The 11,512-nt window shown below is 49.1% G+C and carries 9 protein-coding genes; 2 read left to right on the top strand and 7 right to left on the bottom strand.

What is annotated here, in order from left to right; genetic code table 11:
* Nucleotides 1–64: 64 nt before the first annotated feature.
* From KKH3_RS00775 to KKH3_RS00755, 5 genes are all read right to left on the bottom strand, one after another.
* Complete coding sequence (locus tag KKH3_RS00775; RefSeq protein ID WP_039354840.1) at nucleotides 65–1,843, bottom strand: ShlB/FhaC/HecB family hemolysin secretion/activation protein; 1,779 nt, start codon at nucleotides 1,841–1,843, stop codon at nucleotides 65–67.
* A gap of 253 nt (nucleotides 1,844–2,096) precedes the next feature.
* Nucleotides 2,097–3,716: a methyl-accepting chemotaxis protein gene (locus KKH3_RS00770; protein ID WP_039354838.1), complete on the bottom strand. Its 1,620-nt coding sequence runs from the start codon at nucleotides 3,714–3,716 to the stop codon at nucleotides 2,097–2,099.
* 286 nt (nucleotides 3,717–4,002) lie between these two features.
* Nucleotides 4,003–5,082, bottom strand: a complete 1,080-nt coding sequence (locus tag KKH3_RS00765) for an alpha/beta fold hydrolase (RefSeq protein WP_039354836.1) — start codon at nucleotides 5,080–5,082, stop codon at nucleotides 4,003–4,005.
* A 413-nt stretch (nucleotides 5,083–5,495) separates the two neighbouring features.
* A complete protein-coding gene (locus tag KKH3_RS00760) occupies nucleotides 5,496–6,533 on the bottom strand; it encodes a M48 family metallopeptidase (RefSeq protein WP_039354834.1) in 1,038 nt (345 codons plus the stop codon).
* Between the two features lie 215 nt (nucleotides 6,534–6,748).
* The gene (locus KKH3_RS00755) at nucleotides 6,749–7,930 is read right to left on the bottom strand and encodes a YjgN family protein (RefSeq protein WP_039354832.1); all 1,182 of its coding nucleotides are present in this window, start codon (nucleotides 7,928–7,930) and stop codon (nucleotides 6,749–6,751) included.
* A gap of 422 nt (nucleotides 7,931–8,352) precedes the next feature.
* Here KKH3_RS00755 and KKH3_RS00750 point away from each other — a divergent pair, with 422 nt between their 5' ends.
* Nucleotides 8,353–8,856 carry a GNAT family N-acetyltransferase gene (locus tag KKH3_RS00750; protein WP_039354829.1) on the top strand — a complete coding sequence of 168 codons (504 nt, stop codon included), beginning with the start codon at nucleotides 8,353–8,355 and terminating at the stop codon, nucleotides 8,854–8,856.
* Between the two features lie 109 nt (nucleotides 8,857–8,965).
* Here the strand turns inward: KKH3_RS00750 and rraB are convergent, their stop codons facing one another.
* The gene (gene rraB / locus KKH3_RS00745; protein WP_010298271.1) at nucleotides 8,966–9,391 is read right to left on the bottom strand and encodes a ribonuclease E inhibitor RraB; all 426 of its coding nucleotides are present in this window, start codon (nucleotides 9,389–9,391) and stop codon (nucleotides 8,966–8,968) included.
* A gap of 305 nt (nucleotides 9,392–9,696) precedes the next feature.
* Here rraB and argF point away from each other — a divergent pair, with 305 nt between their 5' ends.
* Entirely contained in the window at nucleotides 9,697–10,704 is a 1,008-nt protein-coding gene (argF, locus tag KKH3_RS00740) for an ornithine carbamoyltransferase (protein WP_039354825.1), read from the top strand.
* Nucleotides 10,705–10,843: 139 nt separating this feature from the next.
* Here argF and KKH3_RS00735 read toward each other — a convergent pair whose 3' ends face one another.
* Nucleotides 10,844–11,509 carry a helix-turn-helix transcriptional regulator gene (locus KKH3_RS00735; RefSeq protein WP_039354822.1) on the bottom strand — a complete coding sequence of 222 codons (666 nt, stop codon included), beginning with the start codon at nucleotides 11,507–11,509 and terminating at the stop codon, nucleotides 10,844–10,846.
* Between the last annotated feature and the right edge of the window lie 3 nt (nucleotides 11,510–11,512).

Raw genomic sequence — 11,512 nt, 5'->3', positions numbered from 1 at the left:
ATCCATTCAAAGAAAGAAGTTTTTCAACAAACAGGGGTGACGATCAGGGCATCCAACGGACGCGTCAGTACTGCCAATTCAGGCTAAAGCCGAATACTGCCGGGCTGGTTTCAAAGCCATCAGGCTTGGAAAGCGGAATGCCAGCAAACAAGTCATAGCCCGTATTCAGTACGTTGCCACGAACTCCAATTACGCCACCTGCCAGATGGTGACCAATTAGCGTGTCTTTACTGTTGTTACTGATCTCACCGTAATCTACGCCCAGATACAGTTCCTGATTCTGGAGCGGCGTGCGCCAGGCCAGCTCATTGCGCACCAGCCAGCCATCATCGGCGCTGAGCGTGAGCTCACCGTCAAAGCCGCGTACCGTCCAGCGGTTACCGATGGAGAACTGATCCTGTGCTGTCAGACGAGTGTTAGCGAGCTGGCGGCGGTATTGCACGTTGTAGCGGAACGCTTCATCAAACACCGTAAACGGCACATCCAGCTCGGAGGAAAACTGAATGATTTTTGACAGTCCGGTTCCTTCATCATTAGCTTCTTCAGGAATGGGCTGCGCACCGAACCAGCGGGTACCACGCTGATAGCTGACGGCGGCATCCAACGTGGCCTGAGAAATATAGTGACGGTGCTGTAAGCCCAGACGCCATCCCGCCGTTTTCCGACGTTGCACCTCAATTTCAGTATCATTAATGAAGTTACGTGATTCGCGCGTCATGACTTCATAGCTGACCGACGTTTTCTGACTGCCGCTGCGGTGCAATACCCGGCTAAGCTGAAAGTTGAGGCTCTCGCTTTCACCACTGTAGGTATAGTTTTCGTTTAATCCCGCGATCGTCTGGTGATAGTCGTAACCGCTGGCGGTCATGCCAGCCTGCCAGTAACCAAATGGCACAGAATAATGTGCGACGTAGCTCTTGCTGCCTTTGCTACCACGCCCTTGTAGATCGTGTCCGCCGTAGAGATAAAGTGTGTCACTCAGTGAGAATGGGTTATCGAGGAAAAGCGTCAGGCCCCCTTGATAGCGCCCTGTGCTTTTGGTGCCGGAATCATCCACTGATGCTCCGAGACGCCAGTGCTTCGCTTGTTTATAACTCACGACGATGTCGCTTTCTCCTGGCTTCTCTCCCGGTACCAGTTGCATATCAGCCAGTGCTGTCGGCACGCGCTGCAAATTCTCCAGCCCCTGCTCAATATCACGTAAATCGAGCAGTTTGCCCTCACGTACAGGTAATGCGCTATAAAGTTGAATATAGCGATCGCTGTCTGGCGACAGCGTAATGTTGCCGACTTTGCCCGCCATCACCACCAGCTTCAACGTACCGCTTTTCAGATCTTGTGAGGGTGCTAATACACGGGCGGTCACATAACCGTGGTTAACCAGACGATTTTGCAACGCACTCATCAACAGATTAATGCCTTTCCCACCCACACACTGGTTTACCGCCTGATCGGCCAGACGCTGCAACGGTAGCCAACTGGGGAAATCTTCTGTCCCCTGTAACTCAACCTTTTTGATAGGAAAACAAGGCGTCATTTCCACGGGAAAATGCAACTTTGTCAGGAACGCGCCAGGTTCTTGCAGACGCACGTCTGGCACCTGAGGCGCTAACTGTCGTTCTTGCGCCCGCTGCCGTTCCTGCTGGTTAATTTGTTGCTGATTGATTTGCCGCTGTTCCAGTTGTTGAAGCTCGGCTGGCGTCGCGGCATTCGCCATGACTGCAAAGAAAGGTAAAGGCAACGTGAAGAGTAGAGCACGAAATAATGCCGTATCTTTTAATGAGTATTTTTTTATTTCATTGATTTTAAATGATAAAAAAACAGAACAAACATTCCTTGTCATGATGGACAAACCTGAATATGCAAATAATTAGTTACATTTTCATATCAGATAAAAAGATTAGGAATGGGAACAGTCTTATTCGACCTTAGCGCAAATTAGCAGAGAAGCATGAAAATTAACGGATGAGTGAAGCGTGCGAATGGGCTTCAGCAGCAGGCTGTAAATCGTGTTGGTGTGCGGTTTTTATGGATTTACCGTCTGTTTTCACTCCCGAAATAGGGTAGTGAAAACAGACTCTTATATCAGTTAGCCATTAGCGGGCATCGGCCAGTGCAATGTTATGGCGCAGACCCGGCAACACACTGTCCATATCGATGCTTTCTCTTGCGATCTGGAAACGGGAAACAGACTGTTGCAGGTTAACCACCTGTTCCTGAAGCGCATTCGCCGAGGTCGCCACTTCTGATACCAATGACGCATTCTGCTGCGTCACCCCATCCATCTGATTGATGGCGATATTGATCTGCGAAATGCCGCGACTCTGCTCGCTGGAAGCCAGCGTGATCTCATCCATAATATCGACCACTTTTTTCACATCCATCAGCACTTCGTCCATAGTATTACCAGCGACTTCAACCAGCCCCGCGCCCTTTTCAATACGGCTGAGAGAATCATCGATCATGCTGCCAATCTCTTTCGCGGCCGTCGCACTGCGCGCAGCCAGCATCCGCACTTCGGAAGCCACCACCGCAAAGCCTTTACCGTATTGACCTGCACGCGCAGATTCCACAGCAGCGTTCAGGGCTAGCAGGTTGGTCTGGAAAGCGATACCGTCGATTACGCCAACAATGTCGGAAATCTTGGCAGAACTCTGCTTGATGGAACGCATGGTATCAACCACCTCAGAGACAACATTCCCGCCGCGAGACGCGGAATTAGAGGCTTTCAGCGCCAGATCGTTGGCCTTACGCGTGTTGTCTTCGTTGTTTTTCACCGTCGACATGATCTGTTCCATGCTTGAAGCGGTTTCATCCAACGAGGCCGCCTGCTGCTCGGTACGGCTGGAGAGATCGATGTTGCCGGAAGCAATTTCCTCAACCCCGACGCTGATCGCATCAGTTCCGTTACGCACCACACGTACCATATTTTCCAGCCCGTCACGCATACGTTGAACCGCCGCGAACAGCTGTGCAATTTCATTTTTTCCGCTGCTATCAATCTGTGCGCGCAGGTCGCCTTCAGCGATGCGGTCAAAGACGGAAATAGCCTGATTCAGCGGTTTCACGATCATGTTGGTCATCACAGACCAGGCCAGCGCAGCCAGCAGCAGCGCACAGGCGATCGCGCTGTACAGGATGACTTCCATCAGTTCTACACGCCCATTCGAATCCGCATAGGCTTCATCAATACTCTTCAGTTTGAAGGAAACCAACGCCTTAGAGGATTTATCAAACGCGGCATACAGCACCGTTGATTTCCCGGCACGCTGGCGATATTCATCCAGATTCCCTGCGTTAAGCGCCGCAAATGCCGGATCGATAAACTCCTGCATCAGCGTATTGCGTTTCTCGGCCATATCCGCAGAAATGACTTTTTCCTCTTCGGACTGCGGATATTTCAGGTATTCCTGCCACTTTTCACTGGCACCGTCGACCTTGCCTCTGGCACGTCCCAGTGCGACTTTAGCCGCCTCGACGTCCCCTTTTCCCATTAATGATTCATACAGACGCAAATCCAGTCGGCCACGCAACAGCAGTTCGGAACTGTCATTCAGTGCAACCAGCCCTGGTAGCACTTCCATATCGACGCGAGCAAATGATTTATTCCCTGACTGAACGGCAACCAACCCTAACACGCCAACAAAAAGCAGTAATGCCGCTAACGAAAACACCATCATGCTGAGTGCAGTACGGATCTTTATCTTACGAAACATAAATTATCCCTGTGGTCTGAAATAAAAGAGGGTGAGCGCCAGCGCTACAATGGAGCCGTTCAGTTATTTACGTAATAGTCGTTATATTTACAGACGTGTTAAATCCACGAGCTGAAATAAATTCGTTATATACCCGTCATACTTCAAGTTGCATGTGCGTTGGCCGCGTTCCTGAAACTCGAATGATTTAGGGTATAAAACCGTAATAAAATAAAGAAACGTATAAATAAAAAGATAAAGAAGATGATGACCGACAGAAAATAGGCTTCCTGTCGGTCATTAAAGTTTATTTTTTATTATTTTGCTGAGGCGGATTCTTTTCTAAGAAACGTTGCAGCTCAGCTTTATAAAACTTCGCTGACATCATTGTGCCATGACCACTCGTGTCTTTACTGGCAGGTATAAGGAACACTGTCGCCTGCTTAATTTTCTTAAGCTCATTATCCAGGATGCCTGTTTCAACAGGATTACGCTCATCATCCGCAGAGTTAATCACCAGTACAGGAGCCTTAATTTTATTCAGATCGGGCGCTGCATTATAATTTGCAGATGAACCCCAGATATAAATAAAGTCATTGGCATCACTCGTCGACGGTGCGGCAAGGCGATCCTCGACCAGTTTGTCGGCCTGTGCACGCGTCGACGCTTTGCTCTGATACGCCAGCGTGCCGCCAGTCGTGGCGATACTGAACATAATGCTGGCCGTTTTCAGCGTTGGCGGCTGCTGTGTGTAATCACCGTTATTCCACACCGGATCGTTCTTGATGGATTCAATTAAAATGCGGCGCATCATCCAGTTACGACCAGACAGCTCATTCGGCAGCGATGCCATTGGCACCAGCGCCTCCATCATGTCTGGATATTTTTCACCCCAGAGCCAGGTTTGCATGCCGCCCATGGAATATCCCATTACCAGTCGCAGGTGGTTGATACCCAGCCCTTCTTTGACTAAGCGATATTGTGCCTGCACCATATCGTTGTAATCGTACTGTGGGAATTTCATCCGTAAACCGTCTGACGGTTTGGACGATTTTCCCGAACCGATGCTCTCCGGCATGATAATGAAGTATTTACTGCTATCCAGCGCCTGACCCGGCCCGAACAGCTCGCCGCCAAAGCCATTTGCTAACAGCGCTTTAATCGGCTGGTTTGTTCCATGTAACAATAAGACGGCGGGCTTGGTTTTATCACCAATCGTGTAATAGTGAATTCGCAGATCTTTTAATTTTTCGCCACTGTTAAAGGTAAACTCTGGCGCAATCCAGTCGCCTTCTTTGGGCTCTGGGAAATTGGCCTGCGCATGCGTTAATGGTGACAGCATTAACAGAAATGCGCCCACTACCCCTGATAGAATTCGATTAATCATAAATAACTCTTCGGTAATCGTGAAGCCGCGATTTTAATGTCTATTAGGAAAAATCCCAATAAACATAAGCGACCTAATAATAAAAAGAGATTATTCGCTGAATTTTTTATTTATCGCGAGAGATTCTACAGACAGTTTTCAATAGGATGATATTTAACGGATTCCTGTTAATCGTCCGGCTACGCAGCTCATGTTTTTCGCTCGACACTCGCGTTTATAAAAACGGCAAGGCATTTGAACAGTGCTTGCGCTGACGCCGACGGGGTGAGGTACACGTAAGTGTGCCGAGTAACGTAGCCAACGCACAGGCAACGTGAAGTATGACGAGTATAGGAAGGGATCGTGTGCGGTGACGCCGCACACGATCAACATAAGATAGGATTAGGTCAGAGTTGATAATCGAGAGCTGAGGATTAGTGCTTATTCATCTCGCTTTCAATCGTTTTCAGCCGCTCATCCATATCGGGGTGCGTGCTTAACCAGTCAGGCAAATCCAGCGATTCGACTTCATCATGGCTGCGGTCGTTAGCGACCAGAGCCCGATACATCGCCTGCATCGACTGGAGCGAACGCCCCTGCTGCTGCATTTCTGCGATGGCCCATGCGTCGGCTTCCCGTTCCATATCGCGGGAAAACTGCATCTCGTTGATGAAAGCGGCAGACTGCAACACGACATCTCCCACTCCGCTGACATCTCCCGTCATCCACATAAAAGTCAGCGATACCAGCGATGAACGCACGACCATGCGCATTGGGTGGCGATAGGCGTGGTGCCCCATTTCATGCAACATCACAGCGGCCAGCTCGTTGTCACTTTTCGCCAGCTTCACCAGATCGTCAGTGATAATCAGCGTGCCATCCGCCAGCATAAAAGCGTTCGGCCCGATAGGCGCAGACATAATCTCCAGACGTAGTGGCGTTTTGTCTTGCCGTATATCAGCGGGCATGACCTGTTGAAACAGCATTTGCATCGCCTGCTGGCGCTCAACTGGCAGTTTAGAAGGATTAAAATCGCTGTGCCGTAACAGCGTTAGCGTATTTTGTCCCAGTTGCTGTTCGATAGCGGTAGGCATCCGTAGCGCCAGCACAGAACTTGCCCACGGCAGCACCACGTAAACATAGTTTATCACCATCAATATCGTGGCAAATAACGTGAGGATGACACCCCGTTTATGGCGTTCCAACCGGTGAACCAACCCTGGGCGGCGGCGTGCGGAATACCACGCGCGAAAGGCGGGATCGTCGGCAGGAACAAAGCGACTGCCATCAGGAAACGTTAACGTCAGAGGAATGGAACCCAGCGCATCAGAAACCGTGACCTGCTCCAACGCAAACGTCGTGTTCGATGACCCGGTGTTCAGCACCATCATCGAACCGTTGTCCGTTAAATGAAGAGAAGCGGCCACGCGGGCCGCCAATCCGGGGTATTGATAATGCCCCTCAATGTTCATATTCCTGCCTTATACTCGTCATACTTCAAGTTGCATGTGCGTTGGCTACGCTCAAATACTCGGCCCGTCGTGGGCCTCGCCCTGAAGGGCCGCTGCAAGCAGCGTTCAAATCTGCTCCCGGCAGATTTGTCACCCGAATCACTTACCTGAGTAAGCTCATCGGGATTCCTTCCCTTGCCGCCTTCCTGAAACTCGAATTATTTAGAGTATGTAACTTACAGACCGACACCCAAATCGAGCGCCTGCACAGCCTCTTCGGCCAGTGCGCTGTTTGCAGTGTCCTGATGTGCCTGAACGTGCAGCAGTTCCAGATCGCCTTCAACCGCAGTCGCATTAGCGATATAGCGTGCATGACGAATCTCTGCCACAGGCGTTGCCCAACCCAAAGAGAAAATAGTAATCAGGCTATTTGTTATCAGTAATCCCATGTAAGACAGCGTTTGCATAGAAGAGTGCAATTTCACGCCGCCGTTCAATGATGCCTGATTAAATAGATAATTACGCTGTGCAACCACCAGATAGCTGCTGGAAACCAGCACACCCAGCAGCGCCACGACGACCATCATGATCATATTGAAAACGTTGCTCAGCAGCATCATCAGGATGAGTTCTTCATTGTCGCCGCCCATCATAATCGTTTGGAACAGTGTGAAAAAGAACGAGCTCATGAATGACAGCGATGCGATCAGGAAAGGAACAAAAATCAGCAGGCTAATCAGGGCAAATTTAATAAACGCACCTTTCGTCAACTCGGCGTTAAACGCCGTTTTGCCGAAGAACAGGTTATTAACATAGAAATCAAGCTGCATCATTTTCATGATGCCATTTACCGCAGCGAACCCCGGAATAGCAATGGCCAGCGCAATAAATCCAATCAGGATCGGGCTATTACTCTGCATGCCAATCACTATTACAACCGCTAACAGAACGTAAAAAGCCAGCAGCAGCAGAATAGGGAAAATCAGTAATACCCAATACGCACGGCCCGTCTGGCAATGATAGTTAAAGCGGATACCACGGTAGCTGGACATAATGGCGTCATAACGCCAGTTGCGGATCACGATAATCGGAATGAGTGCCGCAAATGCCAACGCAATAATAGTGCCGAGCACAGGTGACATTGACAATACGAAATAAAACAGGATAAGACCCGCAATAACCAGCAAACGTCCTTTGAGGATCTGAATGGGTTCCGCGTGGTAATCAAAACGGTCACCATTAATTTCCGTATTACCGTAGAAATAACGGCGACGACGAACTGTCGCCCAGGCAGAATAAATCCCCAGGGTGATTGCCGTTAATAATGCATTCACCAGCCAAATTGCAAAATATTCCCCAGCCTTACCATGAAACTTCACACGATGCTGTGTGTTATTTTCTGAAGTATTGATAGTCATAAACCTTTCATCCTAAAAGAAATAAGCCTAATAAACGCGTGATCAAATACGTTGTTGGCATACAAAAAGCGGCTTATTTAAGCATGTCTTGTTAACGACAACAATAAAAGTTAACAGTAATTAAACAACCGCATAGTCTTATAAACATTAAGGAATAGTGCACATAACTATTTATATCCTGAGATATTGCAGGAAATTTTACTTATATCTTAGATAATCCTAGATCCAGAGTGTCATGTTATGGCTTTAGCAGTAGAAAATGCTGGCGCGTTAGTATGGATATGGCATCAAAACCGCCAGAGATAGTACTCGAAGAACAGCAGGAAGAACGGGTATAGGCGTTGCATCAATGTGGCCTGAAATGGTATTACAATCGACCAGGATCATTCCCCTCGTAAACCGTAAGAACAAGAGTACGTATTATGACAACCGCGACCTCCGCCAATCTTCAGGTACGCCCCATCACTGCGCGAGACGATGCCGCTATCGCTCAGGTCATCCGTCAGGTATCTGCTGAATTTGGTTTGACGGCCGATAAAGGCTACACCGTTTCCGATCCTAATCTGGACGCGTTGTTTGCCCTATATAGCCAGCCGCAAAGCGCCTACTGGGTGGTTGAATACGAAGGCCGCGTGGTTGGCGGCGGCGGCATTGCCCCGCTGGTCGCAGGCGAAGAAGATGTATGCGAATTACAGAAAATGTATTTCCTACCCGTCGTGCGGGGCAAAGGGCTGGCACGTCAGTTGGCGGTTCAGGCGCTTGATTTTGCTCGTCAACACGGCTTTCGCCGCTGCTATCTGGAAACAACCGGTCACCTGACCAGCGCAATCCGGTTGTATGAGTCACTGGGCTTCGAATCGATTCCCCATTCAATGGGCAACACGGGTCACACCGACTGTGAAGTGACGATGTTGAAGGTACTGTAATAAGCTTAAGGTACAGTAATCACGTGCTGTCATCGCGAATAAAAAACGCCGCGGGTGTCCCTGCGGCGTTTTCAGTGAGGCATGTTCTTTCGAGTTAATGACTCAATAATTAGTGGCGCTTGCCGTCATCGTCTTCATCATAAAAATCTTCATCATCCCCGTCTTCTTCGCCTTCACCATCGGGATCTTCGAAGTAGGTGCCCCACCCGTCGTAATTCACGCCGTGGCGTTCTGCCAGCGCCAGCAGCTGTTCTACCTGTGCGTCGATCAGTTCCGCCTTTAGCGCAACTTCACTGATGGCATCGCAGCACATCAGCAACACGCCATCTTCCACTTCCAGTTCTTCCGCATCGGTCACTTCATAGCCCAATTTGAAGGCTTCTACAGCGACTTTTTCCAACACTTCAAACTTCTCAGCAGAGAAATGGTGTTCAATGGTATAGAGCGCGTCAGGATCGCTGCCATCATCCAGCAGTTCTTCAATGATCAGGCGTGTTTCTTCCCGTTGCTCTTCCAGTAATTCGCGGTTTGCCATGCCTCAGTCCTCATTAAACGACGTAATATTGCTTATTGTCCCACAGCCCTGCGGCTTGCTCCACCACAAAGTTTGATATCACCACTTGAATTTGAATATTTACACATATAAAGTGAATTTTAATTCAATAGATAGTTTTTAATCCAATAGATATACCCTAGATAATTCGAGTTGCAGGCAGGCGGCAATCGCGCGAATCCTCAGGAGCTTACTCAAGTAAGTGACTGGGGTGAGTAAGAGAAGCCAACGCACATGCAGCTTGAAGTATGACGGGGATAGTGTTGAGCCACATGGAGAGGTACATCATGCAACCGTTCTACAAGCGTCATTTTTTAAGGTTAATGGATTTTACACCCGCAGAAATTGCCAATCTTTTAGCCCTGTCAACGAAACTGAAGGCCGATAAAAAAAACGGGACAGAAGCCCGCCGCCTGCAAGGTAAAAACATCGCACTCATCTTCGAAAAAGATTCGACTCGTACTCGCTGCTCTTTCGAAGTTGCTGCATACGATCAAGGCGCACAAGTGACTTATCTCGCCCCGAGCGGCAGCCAAATCGGTCATAAAGAATCCATCAAAGATACCGCTCGCGTATTGGGAAGAATGTACAACGGCATTCAATACCGCGGCTATGGCCAGCAAATTGTCGAAACGCTGGCACAATACGCGGGCGTGCCAGTCTGGAACGGGCTGACAAACGAATTCCACCCCACACAGCTGCTGGCGGATCTGCTGACGATGCAGGAGCATTTGCCGAATAAACCGCTGTCAGAGATGACCCTCGTCTATGCAGGTGATGCCCGCAACAACATGGGTAACACCATGCTGGAAGCAGCCGCACTAACCGGGCTGGATTTACGCCTTGTTGCGCCAAAAGCCTGCTGGCCGGATGCCGGTCTGGTGGCTGAGTGTCAGGCAGCAGCAGAGCAAACTGGTGGCAGCATCACGCTGACGGAAGATATCGCTGTGGGCGTCGCGGGCGCAGATTTCATTTATACCGACGTTTGGGTTTCCATGGGGGAACCGAAAGAGACCTGGAAAGAGCGAATCGCGCTGCTGAAACCGTATCAGGTGAACATGGCGATGATCGCCGCAACGGGGAATCCACAGGTGAAATTCCTGCATTGCTTGCCCGCGTTCCACGACGATCAGACGACGATGGGCCAACAAATGGCGGAGCAGTATGGTCTGCACGGTGGAATGGAAGTGACGGATGAGGTTTTTGAATCCGCGCACAGCATCGTGTTCGATCAGGCGGAAAACCGCATGCATACCATCAAAGCGGTGATGGTCGCCACGCTGGTACAGGATTAAGGTTTAACCTGCCTTTGATGTGTTTAAAACGGTAGTGGTCAACTCATACTGGCCACTACATTAGGCAAAGAGCGGGCGCTTGAGCTCGCCTTAGCCCCCTTCCCGTCGTTTTAACATGAGCGGCCAAAGCCACAGTCCCTCAGGTAATCGACACATGCCCTTTCATCAGAAAAAAGGGAGGAATGTAGTTATCCCATCCTTTTTGGTTGCAGTGTTGGATCAGGGTGGCGCTGTTTGCCACACCGGTTTTATCACAGCAACGCGTTATCCTATTACGCAGCGTTGAAGAACTTATACCGAGTATGTCTGGAATACTGTTCTGCTTCACTCCACACTGTAGTAAAAGCACGACTTCCCACTCTTTGTCTGTAAAGATATTTGCCGGTCTGGTGAACACAAAGGGCTTCCTTTCGTATGGCACAAGAAAGGTTGAAAAGTAAACATTGGTGATTTCTATGTAAGTGCAAATAATACCGTCATTACCATCATTGATCCGCCAAGGACGCTTCTCCACCAGAAAGGACCTCAGTCTATTTCGTCTTCCATAATCAAATGTTTTGAGGACAATACTCATTTCATTTGTGGTCAATATTTTTTGGTCATCATGCAATATATGGGCGTAGTGCTCGCTGATATCAGGTATTAAATCCGTATCGAGACAGCCTAAAAGTTTATTTTCCGTTACACCAAAATACTGACATACCATCTTATTGCCATAAACATACTGGGAGTTACTGTCCTTTATTGCCCAGCCAAACAAAGAGTTATCAAAGTAATACTCAACAGGAGTCAAATCTGGTTCCATCAG

This window comes from Pectobacterium actinidiae (assembly GCF_000803315.1).
GTDB lineage: Bacteria > Pseudomonadota > Gammaproteobacteria > Enterobacterales > Enterobacteriaceae > Pectobacterium > Pectobacterium actinidiae.
This window is presented reverse-complemented; position numbering and strand designations above follow the sequence as displayed.

Bases quoted from the DNA above. Each gene is read 5' to 3' on its own strand.
- KKH3_RS00775 (WP_039354840.1), bottom strand. From the start codon at position 1,843: ATGACAAGGAATGTTTGTTCTGTTTTTTTATCATTTAAAATCAATGAA.
- KKH3_RS00770 (WP_039354838.1), bottom strand. From the start codon at position 3,716: ATGTTTCGTAAGATAAAGATCCGTACTGCACTCAGCATGATGGTGTTT.
- KKH3_RS00765 (WP_039354836.1), bottom strand. From the start codon at position 5,082: ATGATTAATCGAATTCTATCAGGGGTAGTGGGCGCATTTCTGTTAATG.
- KKH3_RS00760 (WP_039354834.1), bottom strand. From the start codon at position 6,533: ATGAACATTGAGGGGCATTATCAATACCCCGGATTGGCGGCCCGCGTG.
- KKH3_RS00755 (WP_039354832.1), bottom strand. From the start codon at position 7,930: ATGACTATCAATACTTCAGAAAATAACACACAGCATCGTGTGAAGTTT.
- KKH3_RS00750 (WP_039354829.1), top strand. From the start codon at position 8,353: ATGACAACCGCGACCTCCGCCAATCTTCAGGTACGCCCCATCACTGCG.
- rraB (WP_010298271.1), bottom strand. From the start codon at position 9,391: ATGGCAAACCGCGAATTACTGGAAGAGCAACGGGAAGAAACACGCCTG.
- argF (WP_039354825.1), top strand. From the start codon at position 9,697: ATGCAACCGTTCTACAAGCGTCATTTTTTAAGGTTAATGGATTTTACA.
- KKH3_RS00735 (WP_039354822.1), bottom strand. From the start codon at position 11,509: ATGGAACCAGATTTGACTCCTGTTGAGTATTACTTTGATAACTCTTTG.